This window comes from Nocardiopsis sp. NPDC055551 (assembly GCF_053619415.1).
This window is the reverse complement of record NZ_JBSHJJ010000011.1, coordinates 236,326-251,119: the sequence shown is the minus strand read 5'-3', so window position 1 is coordinate 251,119 and position 14,794 is coordinate 236,326. Positions and strand designations below refer to the sequence as shown.

Sequence of the window (14,794 nt, the reverse complement as noted above, 5' to 3'; positions counted from 1 at the left end):
AGTACGCGTGACGAAGAGGGGCGCCGTCAGCGCAGGATCTCGTCGATGAACGGGCTGGGCCGCCCGTACCAGCTCACGCTCAACTGTTCACGGGCCCGGGTACAGGCCACGAAGAGCAGGCTGCGTTCGCGCAGCAGATCGCGCTCGTGCGCGCCGGAGTCCTCTTCCTCGGGGGTCACGCTCCGCGACGGCGGCAGTCGGCCCTCCGAGACACCCACCACCGCCAGGCAGCGGAACTCCAGCCCCTTCATCCGATGCATGGTGCCCACCGAGACCGCGTCCTGGGCCGCCTGTCCCCGTGCCAGCGGTACCGCCGGGATACCGGCCTCCTCCAACGCCGTCACCACCTGCTCCACCGAACGGTTGGAGCGGGCCGCCACCCCGATCTCCCCGGACAGCACCCCGGCCTCGGTCCACTCGCGGAGGGTGCGCACCAGGTGAGCCAACTCGGCCCGCTCGTCGGTCAGTCCGGTCAGCACCGGATCGGAACCGCGCATCTCGGATCGACAGTCCGCCACCGAGTCCAGACCGCCGTCCATGTCGTCGACCTTCTCGCCCCGCATCAACCCCAGACTCCAGCCCAGGATCTGAGCGGTGGTGCGGTAGTTGATGCGCAGCCTGGTGGAACGGCCCCGGATGTTCACCCCGACCTCGGCCAGGCTCACCCGAGGACCGTAGATCCTCTGGTGGGTGTCGCCGGCGATGAACAGGTCGTCGTCGCCCTCGGCGACGGCGGAGCGCAAAAGCCGCCACTGCCCCGGATGCAGATCCTGCGACTCGTCCACCACCACGTGCTCGAAGGGCCGGCACTCGCGCTCACCGAGAAGTCGGGCGGCCTCCTCCACGATCGTCTCGTAGGTCCACAACCCCTGCTCGCGCAGCAGATCCTGGAACCCGGAGACCGCCTGCCACACCTGCGCGCGCTGTAGTGTGCCCAACCCACGGCCCCGACCGCCACGTTTGGCGGACAGGTACTCGGGCGCCGATCCCACCCGGCGGGCCAGGACCACCTGTCGCCACTCCTCACTCAGGAACGCGGGGGACAGGTCCACCTCCAACCCCTTGAGGACCTGTTCCCACAGTTGCCGTTCCCGCTGGGGCTGCAACAGGGTGGGCTGCCCGTGCTCCTCCCGGAAGATGCGGTGCGAGAGCCGGTCCACGTGCTCCACCCTGATTCGGGAGAGCACCTCGTCGGCGTCCCCGGCACCGTCGTGTTCGGCGAGCACACGCAGGCTCGCCTCCAACGAGTCGGCCAGGGTCGAGGTGAACGTGGTCAGCAGGACCCGCCCCCCGGCCCGGGCGAGCCGGTGGGCCCGGTGCAGGGCCACCACGGTCTTTCCGGTCCCGGGGCCGCCGCTGACCCGGGCCGGGCCACGGTAGGCGGCCTCCACCACCGAACGCTGCACCGGATGGAGGTAGATCCGCCACAGGTCGAAGGGGTGCTCCAACGCCGCCAACAGCTCGTCGGGCCCCTCCACCAACAACACCCGGTCGGTGCTGCGCTCCACCGCCGCGTCCAGGTCATCGGGGTCGACCCCCTCCACGATGGCGGTGCCGAGCTCGGCCCAGACCTCCTCCGGTGACAGCCCGCTGGCCAGGCCGAACAACACGTCCCACTGCACCGGGGGCAGCAACGTTCGCGCGGCCTCCAACTGGAAGGTACCGGTGAACGTGCGCACCAAGACCAAGGTGTGCTCGTCGATCCCCAACCGGGTCAAGTCCGCGTCGTTGACGTGGTCGAACAACAACCCGGTGGCCTGCTCGGCCATACGCCGCATGTGCGGCAGGCTGTCATCCAGGGCCGCCACGTCCCGGATCTCGATCCCGCCGGTGGCCATGTTCACCGTCGCCGTGCGGCGCTTGGCCCAGGTGTAGGCCTCGTCGTGGGGGAGCACCCTGAGCAGGATGTAGGTGTCGCCGTTCTCCGGCGCCAACACCACCCCGCGATAGAACTGGTCGATCCGGATGGTGCGGAACCGGTCGTCGCGGGCTCCGGTGATCTTCTCCAGATGCAACCCGGCATGGGTGGCCTGCTCGAACTTGGCGAACACCTCACCCACCCGAGCGCGCACGGGCTTCTCGAGTTCGGCGAACTCCTTGAGCAGGTCCAGGTGAAGGGCGAGTCGAGCCACGAGGCCGTCCTAGCGGTTCAGGGGTACGAAACGGCGGGGTGCCGTGCGAGGGCGGGGCGCTCTCAATTTAACGGCTATTCGGTACGGCCGCCGGGTTCGCGCACCTCGGGTTGTGCACTCGTTATCGGCCCTCCCTGGGGCCGCGAACGCGCGGAGCGTCCGGAACGCTCACCCGGAGAAGACCCGCGACAACGCCGCCCCGTACATGCGCTGGGGACTGGGCAACGACGGCGGGTGCAGCACCCCGGGGATCGGCTCCAGGCCCCCGGCGAACGCGATGAGTCGCTCGTACACCTCCACGGCGCCGCTCGGCCGGTCCTCGGGGCGCTTCTCCAACAGCGCCGAGACCACCGCGGCCAGTTCCACCGGAACGTCCGGCCGCTTCGCGCGCACACCCGTCGGCTCTTCCCCGACCTGCTTCGAGGCCACCGCGAACGAGGTCGCAGCGGTGAACACCCGCTCTCCGGTGAGCATCTCGTACAGGGTGCAGCCCAGCGAGTACAGGTCGCCGAGCGCGGTCGTGTCACCCGCCAACAGCTGTTCGGGCGCCATGTACGCGGGTGTCCCCGGGGTGTGTCCGTCCCTGGTGATCTGGGACATGTCGGTGCGCCCGAGGGCCACCGCCAACCCGAAGTCCAGGACCTTGACCGTGCCGTCCGGTTCCAACATCAGGTTGCCCGGCTTCAGGTCCCGGTGCACCAACGAGGCACGGTGCGCCACCGCCAGCACCGCGCAGGCCTGGGCGGCGATCCCACTGGCCCACCCCACCGACAACCGTTCCTGCTCGGCGAGCAGGTCGGACACGCTCACACCGTGGACGCGTTGCATCACCAGGTAGGGGCGCGCCTCGTCCTCCGGACTCATGTCGAACACCGCGGGCACACCGGGATGCTGTAGCTCGGCGGTGATGCGGGCCTCCCGGGAGAAGCGGCGCACCAGCTCAGCCCGCTCATCGGAGTCGGCGTCACCGGGGAAGCGGATGAACTTGACCGCTACCTCCCGCCCGAGACGGATGTCGCGGCCCTCCCAGACCTCGCCCATACCACCACGGGCCAACGGCGTTGGGCTGAGCCTGTAACGCCCGTCCAACAGCCGCGCCTGGCGCGTCGCCCCGGTCATGTCCGACCCATCTCCCACCACTGGATTTCCCGAGCCCCCGACGCTATCGCAGCCTGAGAACCATCGGCCCGGCGACTGAGCGTGGACGGCGATCCACTGGTTGGTTCCGGCCAGGGGGACAGTCGGCGAACAAGTGCGGGAAGTGGCCTTCCACCTGCTCAAGATCGGTGAAGCGATCGCGGGCGATGGCACGGACGTTTGCGGATCGGGACACGTTCACAGCCAGGGCGCGGGGTGCTGTTCTCCGGTTTCGGGGTCGGTCATGAGCGTGGCCGGTTCGAAACGCTCCTGCTTGACGATGTTCTGGTTCTCATCGAGTTCGCGATGGATGATCTTGTTCCCCAATGCGTCGTAGATGGTTTCCCGAAGCAGTCGCCCCTGCTCGTCCCACTCGTGCCAAGGGCCAACGAGCCCGTATGGATGACGGCAAACACCTTGAGCGATCACACCCCCCTGAGCTGACCAGCGGAACACACTCCCTTCTTGACGACCGTCGACCATCGTCCGAACTTCAACAGTCCCATCAACGTTTCCATAGAAAACATCCCCTGTGTAAGCATTCTTATGCAAACCGTATTTTCCCCTGGTTTCATCGAAATCAAGATGTTCAACTGAAACTGTCATGGCAAACTGGCCAGGCTCGATCTCCCCAGGAGGATAGACCTTTGGAATTCGCTTCCATGCATTGGTTTGACCATAGCCATTTTCCTGATGCTGAACCTCGGGGCCAACCCTTGAAGTGGTCAAGCTCCCGAAGGAGTCCCACTTTTTTACTGTGTGAATTCTTTGCGAGTCATCGAATATTGTTTCTGACAGAAGCTCTCCATCTTCTCCCCAAGTGTAGCTTCCGCCAAGAACCGGCTGGTTGACAGCAACATGCGAAAAGGAATCAAGCATGCCATCTGATGTGCGTGTGTACTCCGGGCCCCTGGCAATGCCGGAAATGTAAGTTCTATAGTTAACGAACCCCGAGTCAAGCTCTACGGCATACCCCGTAAAACCTTCACCTTGATAGCTCGCCTGAAATTCATCAATGAAGTCCATTTCTTCTTCACTAATAGCTCTCAGTATGTCAGCTCCTATCATGCGGCATATTCGGTGGATCTTGGTAAACAGGAGACACTAGGTTCGGGTCATTTTTATCATGAGTCATTCTCCCGGAGAATGGGTCGTGGGCATCGGAGAGTACGTAGTTGCAGTTGGCGCAGAAATGAGGTGCCCCGAGACCGTCAAGGCCAAGATCGACCAGTTCGTCGCCGACGCCGGCGTGGACGAGCTGATGGTCTCGTCGATGATCTTCGACAAGAAGGCCCGCATGTACTCCTATGAGGCGCTCGCCGACCTGTACGCCCTGGGGGCGGTCAAAGAGGGCTGACGGGACACAAGACCCTGGTCGGGGGAACTGGGTCAAGGGTGGCGGAACCGGGTCAGGCAGGACCTGGACCGTCTCCCCCGGCCACCGGGGTGTGGGGCGAGGTCGCGAGGGCCTCGCCCCACACTTATGTCCAAGGCTTGAGGGTGAGCAGGTTTCTGCCCGTACAGCGGCCGATCACGCAGAGGCCGCTCACGTGGGGAACTCGCCGTACCAGGACCTGCGCACGAGATGCCTGGGCAGATACCCGGATTCGACCTCGAGGCTGAAGTCAGGATCCACCTCCGCGGTGTCATAGGCCAGACACGCGAGGGCCAGAAGACCCAGGTGAAAGACCCCATCGATCTCGTTGATACGGTCCTCGGTCGTCCAGAACTCGGCATGCGACACCAACCCCTCCGCCAGCGCCTCATTGAGCCTTTTTCATCCTGCTTCTCGGAGTTGAAGGACGAGTACGGCTCGGGTGATCTCTCCGGCCCGGTGCGGGCAGCATCGCAACCGGCGTAGGACGTCCCAGTTCTTGAGCTGGGCGAAGGCCCGCTCCCCGGGGCTGCGGAGCTTGGCGTGCTCAGAGTTGGCGTCCTTCTTCCACTGCGGCTTGCCCTGGCCCTTGAACGGGCAGAACACCACCTGTGACAGGCCCACGTACCCCTTGTCGCCCAGGCCGAGCAGCCTTGCGGCCTTGATGCGTTCGGCGATCTTCCACACCCGGGCGGCTCTGGTGTCGTGCACCGATCCGAGCAGTGACCACGACGTCCACAGGGGCTCCCCGTTGGGTGCGGCCACCACCTGGATGTTCATGCCGTGGCGTTTGTGCTTACCGGAATAGAACGGGCGGTCGGCCGCCACACGGTCGCAGGCGATCAGGGTGCCATCCACGATCACGTACCCCCATCCCTTGCGGCGTGCGCGGTGTAGGCCCTGTTCCAGGGTGGGTGCCTGCTGGGCGAGCAGGGCCGTGGTTTCGCGCACGTAGCGCCAGGCGGTCGTGATTCCTACCTCGAAACCGGCTGCGACCTGGGTGAACGTCTCGCCTTTGTACAGGTGGACCAGGACCAGCAGAGCCTGTTGCGCGGGGTCCAGGCGACGCCATCGGGAACCGGTGTTCTTGCGGTGGGCGCGGATGGTGCGGGCGGCCAGGTTCAAGGTCCGGCGTGACAACGGCAGGCAGGAACGGTACAACAGCATGTGGAGCCTCTGGTGCTGGGTTTTCTTGGTCGTTAACTCCTCTACCAGGGGCTTCTTGCTGTTCAGGAGGGGTTTTGGATGGTCGGTGCAGAGGCGTGACCTGCACCTTCAGGTTGAAAAGGGCTCATTGAACCCGTCACTGTCCCGCTGCACCAAATACCGGAAGGCGTTCAACTGGGGGAAGATCAGCTTGTCGAGGCTCTCCGCGCTACCGATCTCGGACTGCTCAGGCGCAGACAGCTCCATCGCCTTGAGCAGGTTCTCCCCCAGATCCGGGCCGCCCAGAACAAAGTCTTGAAGAGCGGCGATCCAGTAGTAGACGTAGGGGTTGTAGCGGGTTCCCTCCGACTCCCCGTACTCACGAAGCACCTCCACCGGGATCTCACAGAGCTCTCGGTACCGCTTCTGCTCACGACAGATGACGGCCAGGAAGAACGCGGTGGTCCAGTTACCCGCGTTGGCGGAGTAGTCGGGCCCCGTCGCCTTGGTCTTACGCACCTTGTCGTTGATCATCAACTCCAAGGGCTCATCTTCAGGTGAGGTCATGATCTTAAAAAGCGCGTAGTGCATTTGCATATCGATCACCCACGCTTCCCAGGTGTCCAACTCGGCCACCTCGGGGTCCGCCACGGTTTTGTAGGTAGTGGCGACATGAAAAGACCCGACCATGACATCAATCCTGCCAGGGTACTCTTCTAGGACTGGCGGATACTTTTCTCGATTCTCGCGCGCTCTATCCATCAGAGCAGGCTCTTCACGATGACTGAGATCATGCGCAGGGATGGAATACATACAACGCATGCCCTCAAATAGATCAATATTTCATCCCGACCGCTGCAGGCAACCCATCAAAGCCAAGGGGCCGGGTACCGTTCTCCAGTTTCGGGATCGGCCATGAGCGTGGTAGGACCAAAGTGTTCCTGCGCAACGATGTTCTGGCCCTCATCGAGTTCACGGTGGATGATCTTGTTGCCCAAAGCATCGTAGATGATCTCTCGAAGCAGCTGCCCTTGCTCGTCCCATTCATGCCAAGGGCCAATTTTTCCATAAAGACCCTGACGAAGCCCCTGCATTATGAGCTTTCCCCCTGAAGACCATTTAACAAATGGGCCATCTTCCACCCCTTCCGCAAAGGTAAACAACTCCACCCCCCATCATCACCCAAAGAAATAGCCTCACCCGAATATGGGACACCTTGATGAGTCACCTGCCCCCCGAACTCTAGATCCCTACTTGCAGGAACTTCGGTATATCCATTCAAGCCTGGCTTGTCAGGGTGGGGCGGTATCTGACGCCAAGCCTCAGACCCCTCTGTCATTTATTCACTCAGCAATACCCCAAACTTGCTCCAGGATCGACTTAGAATTGTAACTCTCGAAGAGAAATCAACAACCCTTTCCTCCCGAAGGCCTCCATTTGAGTACCATGTAAAACTGGGGCCTAGCTCTAGGTTTCCGACACAGTTAGAGTATTCAAGCAGATTTCCATTTTCTCCCAAGAGAAAGGCCGGACCCAGGGCATACCCACGAACAAATGTCTGCACATCGAAATTTCTACCGTCCCGTTCAACAGACTGCCCCGTCATGGCGCTTCCAGGCAAACGCGCCGTCACGTCATCCAGGAAATCAATTTCTTCCGAACTGATTCGCCTCATCGACTGTTAGAATTATTCATAAGCATCGGAGCAACGGGTGTATAAATGCAGGCCGATGATCACCGCGAGGCCTTCTGGGAGTTTGGGCAGCGGAGCACAGTAGCGGCTCTGCAGCATGCGCCGGGTCCTCAGGTGTGCGAAAGCCCGCTCGACCGCAGCCCGGACACTATCGATCACGGTCTAGCGGAGAAACTAGGTCATGCTTCATCGATCTCCGACTGCAACCAGTCTGGAGTGAACTCCTCACTCCTAGGAAAAATCCTCATCTCGTCAAGATAATCATCCCCCCCTGGAGAAAAAGCAAATGGCGGATACTCATCGTAGTTAAACCTGGACTTGAACCTCCCTTCACTCCAAAGCCTGAGCTCCCAAGAGAACCATGACCCCTCATTCTCCTTATACATCCCCGCCCTGAGCTCCATACACTTCATCATAAAATTTGCAGGCAATTCAACCTGAACAACCTCACCACCTTCCTTCTCAACGTCAATATTTTGCATTCCATAGATGCCCATGAACATAACAACGAACCGTGCATATCTCCAATTCTCAGGAAAATGTTCCGACAATTCGGAAGAGATTCTTGAGATCGCCTCCATCTCTTCCATTGGCCCCATGTGACCTTTTCTTGAACCATACATATTTTCTCCTATTTAATATTTGGATGATTCTTGTACTGAACTACACCTTGAGGGACCCCATTGATCGAATAATGGAGCACCACGGCAACTGGCGGCGCGTCCAAGATTCTTGCAAGGCTTCCATTCTTGTTTCTCACTTCGAACTCTGGGAGGCTAGGGTCGTAGATTTGGCTTACCCTAGCACGGATGTCAGGCGGAGGCGGACTCAGCTCATAAGCTTTCTCCCAAAGTTTAACTCGAGCAAGGTACTCGTCTCGAGAACGCCCGCTGGCGAAATCCTTAGCTCGCTCATAGAGGCGATCAAAATCTCCCTTCAGAATATGATCCATCCCTCCCTCGAAATTCCTATAAGATTCTGACACCCTCCACTCTGCGGCAGAATGCTGATTGACTCTCTGTAGCATCGCCACCTGATTCAGACGCTCAGGAATTCCTCCAAATTCACCAATCCCGACAACATGACCCCCATTCCATGTGACAGATTCATACTGCGGGGCCTCAGTTAGACCAGGATACTTATCTGGGTTTCTAGAAAAGTCTTCCTTTAGCATTTTATTGTACGCATCAAAATAATCTTTTGCTGCCTTTTTTACTGAATCCTCTTCACCTTTCATTCGAGGCGCCTTCGCATTGGTAAACTGGCCTTCGGACTCCAGATTCCTGCTACGCAAGTTCGTCTCGTAGGTATAATCTGAATTGGGCGTTTTGATTTGGTATTCTACATTAGGCCTAGGATCCTTGAACTCTGGATGCTTCTGGGAAAAATCCTTCACGCTGATTTCGATTCTCCCGATTTCTCCGTCCCCGTCGGTGACGTATATGCCTCTATCATTCCCCTTGACATCTTCGACCACGTATTTTGTGTTCGGGGAGAGCGGATCTCCATCACCAAATCTTTCGCGCAATCCAGGAGAAAACCCGGAATCTTTCTTCTCAATATTCTTCTTGGTTAGTTCACTTTCAGGGAGAAGTGGTCTCGCACCATCGTTAACACCTGGCCCAGCAAGCCCTCGCTCCACGATCGACTGGGTCTTTTTCCAATCGACTGAAAGGGGTTCTTGCGAATGGAAGGCTGACCTTCCGAATCCAGCCTGTGTGCTATTTGGTGTCTGTGAAGTACCTCCCGTGCTCTGATTTCCAGTATGGTTTCCGTCAGAGCTAGGGCCTCCTCCCGGGTTGCTGACTTCGAAACGTCCGACCTGACTGGTCTCTGAGGAACGACTCCGCGCGGGTGATGACCCGTCACCATCCTGATTGCGGACAACGGGGTTGTTGTCGCGCATGTCGGTGTTGCGGCTTCCAGGCGCATCGGCGATCTCGTTACCGAAGGGCCGACCGCCTCCGAACTCGTTACTGCCGGAGAGCCACATCGGTTCCGGGAAGGTCGAGGTGTTCCTGAACGCGGACGCCCTCAGGGTGTCCGGCGAGTGACCAGCACCCACTGTCGCCAGGGCCTTGCCCGCGTTCGGGTCGCGGTTCTGATCGTTGTCTTCGACCCTGCTGAGGGAGTCGTCCGTGGACTGCGATGAAGCCCCGGAAGCCTCCCGCACCTCCGGTGAGAAAGGAATCTCGGGTCGGGAGCTTGCGCGGTCCCGGTCCACTGTGGCCAGGTCCCTTTGGGCTGCGGGGTCGGACTTGGTCTTGTTGTCGATCTCGGCGAGGTCGGGGTGATTGAGGATGTCGTCACCGACCAACGCATCGCCCACTGTGGGGTCCTGCGCCGGACGCTGGTTCGAGCGCTGGTCGGCCTCCGCGTTCGCCTGCACGGGGCGAGCGCCACCAGAGCGGCCCCCATCCGCTTCCCCGATATCTCCTGCAACGGAAACCTTTACATCACCCGCCGCAGCCATATGGTTCCCGCTCGCGTCGGCTGTAGCGGAGCCCTGGGCTGGACGCCGGATCGAACGCTGGTCGGTCTCTCCAACGGTGTGCGCCGAACCACCGGCACTACCGGAGACTTCCCCAGCGGGCTGTGGCGGGGCGGCACCGGCCGGCTCGACCCCGTGCTGCCCCGACGGCATCAGACGGTTGACCATGGCCTTGAAATCGGCCAACTGGCTCGGGCCGAACCCGGTGGCGTCCAGCGCCCTGCCGGCCAGGTTGATCAGCGGTGAGCCCGAACCACCGAACTGCGGCACATGGGACACATCGGGCACATCGATGTCCACACCCGACCCACCACCACGACCCGAGCCGCCCATCCCGTCCATGATGGACATCCCACGCCAGGCCATCAACGGCACACCCACCACCGCACCCACACCGGTGGCCGTCAGCGCCGCACCACCCACCAGGCCGATGACGTTCAACGCCGCCGTCCCGATCACATAACCGGGCCGATCCCCCCACTCCTCCCACGGCACCACCGAATGCGCCAGGTCCTTCCAGGCCTCGCCCACACCCTCCCCGCCGTTCCACCCAAGCGAGTCGGACTCGGCGTCATACATCCCCACCAACGAGGCCGCCGAGGTCAGGTTGTCCCAGTGGTACTCCTTGAGCGCATCCCCCCACGAGGCTTGGAACCAGCCCTCCGAGGAGTGCGCGCCCACCATCGCGCCCACACCCTGCACCGCGTCCACACCGAAGTCCCACACCGAGTGGCCCACGTCCACCCACCACCCGTGGTCGGTCTGGGCACTCTCATGCCCCCACGCCTCGGCCAACTCCGACAGGTCCTGCTCGAACCCGTGGTAGAACACGTTCGGGTCGAGCTCGGCATCTCCCTCGGGCTGTTGCTCGAACTGGGTGCGACCGGAAATCCCGGCATTGATCGCGTTGGCGCAGGTGTTCTCGACCTCGGTGTAGTCGGTGATGATCTTTCCGCCCTGCTCGATCAGGGCCGCGTTCTCCTCCACCAACGGACTATCGTTACCGACGATCCGGTCCCAGGTGTCTTCGGCCTTGCGCCAGTCATCGCCCTTGGCCAGGATGCGAGAACGCAGGTCATAAGCCTCCACCCGCAGGTTGGACCAGCGGGTCTTGATGTCGGCCACGTCCTCGGCGAAGTTCTCCAACGCCCGGGCCGCCCGGTCCAACTCCTCACCCACGGTGTCGCCGTCGGTGGCCACCGGGTCCAGGACCGAGAACAGCGTCTCGGCCTCCGGAGCGGAATAGTGAGCACTCAACCCGGCCCAAGAGCCGGTGATGTCGTTACCGGTGTCGGCGATCGAGGTGCCCAACTCACGCAACCCCGAGGCCATGGCCTCGACATAGCCCACCGACACCGACGGTTCGGGGAAGGTCAACGGGTTGATGATGCCATCGCCGTCCTCCAAAGACAGTTTCTGTGTCTCGACATCCACAGGGGGTGCGGGGGTGGCCGCGCCCGCACCCGGGTCCGCGATCGGCACAACGAACTCCAAAACAAGACAGGGGAAAAGGGGGAAGAGGAAAAACCAGGGATCAGCGGGTCAGACAGGCCGGCCCGCACCGGGACCGCCCACAGGACCGGACGGGGCGTTGGGGTCAGGGACATCGCCGGCCTGGGCCTGGGCTTCGGCGGCCATGTCCTGATCTCCCTCGACATAGGCGGTGGTGGCCTCACCCGCGCCCTGGAGGGCCGAAGCGGTCAGCGAGAGCATGTCGCCCAACATGGCGAAGTTGTGCTCGGCGAATTCACCGATCGCGATCCCGATGGGGGCGCTGTTGATGTGGGAGTTGACGGCGGTGATCCGCGTTTCCAACTGACTCATGTGCCCGAGCAGCCCCGAGCCGCCACCCTCCTCACCCAGATGTTCGGCCGTTTCGGAGAGCACCGAACCGACCTGGACCGGATCGATGGACCACTCACTCATGCCCGTCCTCCCCGAGTCGGAGCACGGAACGCCTGGGGACGGAACATCTCGTCGGAGTCGACCTCATCGCTCGCCCAGTCGATCGCCTGCCCGGAAGCGTTGGGCGATGCGAAGTCGTGGACCGAGATGGTGTGCCACATCCGGTCCAGACAGGCCAGGGTCCGGTGGAAGTCGGAGGCGCCTCGGGTACGCACCCGTTCGGCGGCGGCAGCGGTACGCGTCGAATGTGGTCGGGAGTGCCGTTCCTGCTGCTCCTGGTGATCCGGGTTCGGTGGGGCGTCCTTGATCGACCCAGCTTCTTCGGCCTTTTCGTAGATGAACGCGAACCTCACGGGCCTGCCTTCCCACCGATCTACCGCATTGACCACCTGCTGGTGGCATTAGTGACGATTCTGGCGGGTTTTTCCTGGTGGCGCACTCGTCGTTCTTCGGTGGACCGAAGCACGAAGACATGAATTCGTCCCATCACTCCAGGTCACGTCGATCCGAAGAAGGGTATGGCCGGATGCGGACACGCTGAGGTGAGAAAGGCCACCGGTCCTTGCCCTTCTGGGCCCTTCTGGTGCAGAGGAGGGGCCCATGCGGTGGCAGGGACCGATCCCGTTCAAACCGATCCCGTTCAACGGATCGAATGGGCTCTCGACGTCCGCGCGTGTCAGGGTGAAACCGCCCCGACCGTGCGGTGGCGGGTAAGTCGGGATCCTCAGCGGCCGGAGCGAGCCCTCCACGGTTTCTGGAGCTGGAAGGGTGCCGCCCAGCAGCTTCTCGAACACTCGTGGTCCTTCTCCGGAACGGCGGTCCGGCTTTCCCTGTCCCTCTCAGGCGTCCTCGCCCGGCGCTCCCGGTGCCAACGCTCCCGAGGTCAACCCTTCCCTGGTCAACGCCGCCGCCTGGTCCGCCAGTGCCGACAGCTCCCGGGCCCGCTCCTCGAACTCGGCCAACGCCCTGAACGCCGCCCCGTACCGTCGCTGCTCCTCGGCCTCCAGCTTCGGCACCCGCGCCGCCCGCGCGTCGGTCCGGTACGTCCCACTCGCGCTCGTGGATCGCCGGGTGTTGGCCGTTGCGGTCAGGAACCCCGCCAGGAAGTCCGAGTCCAACCGCTCGTCCACCGCGCGCGGCCGCTCCCCGTCCAACCTGACGAGCCCCGCGTCCACCAGGTCACCGAGCCGCACCTGCTGCCCCGACCGATCCGGCGACCCGGCCGCCACGCTCGGCAACAACCCCGCCAGTTCACCGGTGACCCGATCCAGGTCGGCGCGCACCCGGGCCAGCGTTTGGGGGATCTCCGCAAGGTCCGGCGCCACGTGCCGGGCCGGGGACAGGTCGACCTCCTCGTCCAACAGATCGATGAGCGCCACCTCCGCACCCGGCCGTTCGGGTGCCTTCCAGGGCTGGTCCGGTTCGATGTCGCTGTCGCCCAGGTCCCACATGCGCACCGCCGTGGCCGCGTCCTCCCCGCCCAAGGGTCTGCGCAGCAACCACAGATGCACCGGCTGGGCGTGCGAGGAGGCCAACCCCGCGGGCAACGCGAACACGTCCGTGAGCACCCCCCGACGCACCAGTTCGGCGCGGATCCGTCGTCCCGTCCGCCGGTAGGCGCAGGAGGTGGACAGCACCATGGCCGTCTGCCCGCCCGGCGCGGTGTGCGCGTAGGCGTGCTGCAACCACGCCAGCTCACCCTCGGCCTTGGGCGGCAACGCCAGTTCCCACCGGGGGTCCATCAACAGTTCCTCGCGCCCCCAGTCCGTGGTGGCCGGCGGTGGATCGCACACCACCAGCTCGGCCCGTTCCCCAGGCCAGTGATCGTCGCGCAGTGAGTCCCCGGCGGCGAACTCGACATCGGTGAGCCCTTCCAACCGTGCCCGGGCCGCCGCGAAGCGCACCGCGTCGGGGTCGGTGTCCTGCCCCCGATGTCGCGCGCCGTCGGCGCCCACCGCCAACAGCAACGCCCCGCTCCCGCACGCCGGGTCGAACACGCTGGTCGCGTCATCACGGGTCAGGGTCGTGATCGCCCGGACCAACCGGCCGGTGGAGGTGGCGGCGGTCCCCGCGCGCTCGCTTGAGTTGAGGAAGCGTTCGGCCAGCACCCGCGCCACCTCGGCCGGGGAGGTCTCGGCCGCCAATCGGTCGGCCTGCTCGACGGCGCTCGCGCTCAACTCTCCCGGGCCTCGCCCTTCCAGGTATTCGGCGAGGTCGGCCAGTCCGGTCAGCACGTTGCCGGGGTGGTCGCCGCGCAGGGTGTGCCACAGCCGCACCTCGGGGGTCTCCTGGGTGCCCTTGTTCTGGCCCTCCAGCCAGACCCTGACCGCTTCCAGGAGGAAGAGCGGGCTGGAGGAGGTGCCGCCGCTGGGGGAGGGGAAGTCGTCGTGACGACGGCGCCAGTTGGACACGGCGGCGCGGGTCACCCCGGCCAGTCGGGCGATGTCGGCGGCGGTGACCTGCTGTTCGTCGGTGTCGGCGTGGGCGCGGGATTCCATGGAGGTCACAGTACACGGACGCCGTAGAAGCTCCCAGGTTCCTCCTGTTGGCCGCGTTAACACATCGTGGCATCGGCACTGGAGCTCCGCCGGTGGCCCACTCGTCCCGCACCGACCCCGCCGATCACCAAGTGAACGGAACCCCCCATCACGAATCGAGTGCCCGTGTCATCCGGTGGTGTGACGAGTGCGTCCGTAGGTGTAGGCGCAAAGGTGGCAAGACGATACGGCCGCTTCGACCCTTCTGTCGGAGCCGGTTTTTCGACGATCATGGGTTGTCGGAACACCACCCACTATGTATGTTTGCTATGTAAACAGTATTCATGATGAGGCGTGAAGGTTCTCGTGTATACGGCGTGAGCGTGACGGCAACCCCTGGAAGGATGGGGGAGGGCGCACCCACGGAGCGCACGGACA

13 protein-coding genes are annotated in these 14,794 nt (G+C 63.0%); 1 reads left to right on the top strand and 12 read right to left on the bottom strand.

Features of this window, described 5'->3' with window-relative positions:
* Window positions 1-26: 26 nt before the first annotated feature.
* From ACWGSK_RS20790 to ACWGSK_RS20780, 3 genes are all read right to left on the bottom strand, one after another.
* A complete protein-coding gene (locus tag ACWGSK_RS20790; protein WP_452456505.1) occupies window positions 27-2,132 on the bottom strand; it encodes a UvrD-helicase domain-containing protein in 2,106 nt (701 codons plus the stop codon).
* A 168-nt stretch (window positions 2,133-2,300) separates the two neighbouring features.
* On the bottom strand, window positions 2,301-3,251 hold the full coding sequence (locus ACWGSK_RS20785) for a serine/threonine-protein kinase (RefSeq protein WP_452456504.1): 951 nt from the start codon (window positions 3,249-3,251) through the stop codon (window positions 2,301-2,303).
* A gap of 216 nt (window positions 3,252-3,467) precedes the next feature.
* Entirely contained in the window at window positions 3,468-4,337 is an 870-nt protein-coding gene (locus tag ACWGSK_RS20780; protein WP_452456503.1) for a hypothetical protein, read from the bottom strand.
* 124 nt (window positions 4,338-4,461) lie between these two features.
* On the opposite strand from ACWGSK_RS20780, the gene ACWGSK_RS20775 reads away from it, so the two are divergent.
* Window positions 4,462-4,626 carry a hypothetical protein gene (locus ACWGSK_RS20775; protein ID WP_452456502.1) on the top strand — a complete coding sequence of 55 codons (165 nt, stop codon included), beginning with the start codon at window positions 4,462-4,464 and terminating at the stop codon, window positions 4,624-4,626.
* Between the two features lie 189 nt (window positions 4,627-4,815).
* On the opposite strand, the gene ACWGSK_RS20770 is transcribed toward ACWGSK_RS20775, so the two are convergent.
* The 9 genes from ACWGSK_RS20770 to ACWGSK_RS20730 form a co-directional block, all read right to left on the bottom strand.
* Window positions 4,816-5,028, bottom strand: a complete 213-nt coding sequence (locus ACWGSK_RS20770; protein WP_452456517.1) for an Imm49 family immunity protein — start codon at window positions 5,026-5,028, stop codon at window positions 4,816-4,818.
* A gap of 18 nt (window positions 5,029-5,046) precedes the next feature.
* Window positions 5,047-5,811, bottom strand: a complete 765-nt coding sequence (locus tag ACWGSK_RS20765) for a transposase family protein (RefSeq protein WP_452456501.1) — start codon at window positions 5,809-5,811, stop codon at window positions 5,047-5,049.
* Window positions 5,812-5,919: 108 nt separating this feature from the next.
* Entirely contained in the window at window positions 5,920-6,480 is a 561-nt protein-coding gene (locus ACWGSK_RS20760; RefSeq protein ID WP_452456516.1) for an immunity 49 family protein, read from the bottom strand.
* Between the two features lie 179 nt (window positions 6,481-6,659).
* A complete protein-coding gene (locus ACWGSK_RS20755) occupies window positions 6,660-6,959 on the bottom strand; it encodes a hypothetical protein (RefSeq protein ID WP_452456500.1) in 300 nt (99 codons plus the stop codon).
* Window positions 6,960-7,662: 703 nt separating this feature from the next.
* Window positions 7,663-8,073, bottom strand: a complete 411-nt coding sequence (locus ACWGSK_RS20750; RefSeq protein ID WP_452456499.1) for a hypothetical protein — start codon at window positions 8,071-8,073, stop codon at window positions 7,663-7,665.
* 41 nt (window positions 8,074-8,114) lie between these two features.
* Complete coding sequence (locus ACWGSK_RS20745) at window positions 8,115-11,456, bottom strand: hypothetical protein (protein WP_452456498.1); 3,342 nt, start codon at window positions 11,454-11,456, stop codon at window positions 8,115-8,117.
* Between the two features lie 60 nt (window positions 11,457-11,516).
* The gene (locus tag ACWGSK_RS20740; RefSeq protein ID WP_358504138.1) at window positions 11,517-11,900 is read right to left on the bottom strand and encodes a DUF6507 family protein; all 384 of its coding nucleotides are present in this window, start codon (window positions 11,898-11,900) and stop codon (window positions 11,517-11,519) included.
* On the bottom strand, window positions 11,897-12,232 hold the full coding sequence (locus ACWGSK_RS20735) for a hypothetical protein (protein WP_452456497.1): 336 nt from the start codon (window positions 12,230-12,232) through the stop codon (window positions 11,897-11,899). The genes ACWGSK_RS20740 and ACWGSK_RS20735 overlap by 4 nt, the downstream gene beginning before the upstream one ends.
* Window positions 12,233-12,718: 486 nt before the next feature.
* Complete coding sequence (locus ACWGSK_RS20730) at window positions 12,719-14,377, bottom strand: HsdM family class I SAM-dependent methyltransferase (protein WP_452456496.1); 1,659 nt, start codon at window positions 14,375-14,377, stop codon at window positions 12,719-12,721.
* Between the last annotated feature and the right edge of the window lie 417 nt (window positions 14,378-14,794).

Coding starts and splice junctions, on each gene's coding strand:
- ACWGSK_RS20785 (WP_452456504.1), bottom strand. CDS start 3,251: ATGACCGGGGCGACGCGCCAGGCGCGGCTGTTGGACGGGCGTTACAGG.
- ACWGSK_RS20780 (WP_452456503.1), bottom strand. CDS start 4,337: ATGATAGGAGCTGACATACTGAGAGCTATTAGTGAAGAAGAAATGGAC.
- ACWGSK_RS20775 (WP_452456502.1), top strand. CDS start 4,462: ATGAGGTGCCCCGAGACCGTCAAGGCCAAGATCGACCAGTTCGTCGCC.
- ACWGSK_RS20765 (WP_452456501.1), bottom strand. CDS start 5,811: ATGCTGTTGTACCGTTCCTGCCTGCCGTTGTCACGCCGGACCTTGAAC.
- ACWGSK_RS20760 (WP_452456516.1), bottom strand. CDS start 6,480: ATGGTCGGGTCTTTTCATGTCGCCACTACCTACAAAACCGTGGCGGAC.
- ACWGSK_RS20750 (WP_452456499.1), bottom strand. CDS start 8,073: ATGGAAGAGATGGAGGCGATCTCAAGAATCTCTTCCGAATTGTCGGAA.
- ACWGSK_RS20740 (WP_358504138.1), bottom strand. CDS start 11,900: ATGAGTGAGTGGTCCATCGATCCGGTCCAGGTCGGTTCGGTGCTCTCC.
- ACWGSK_RS20730 (WP_452456496.1), bottom strand. CDS start 14,377: ATGGAATCCCGCGCCCACGCCGACACCGACGAACAGCAGGTCACCGCC.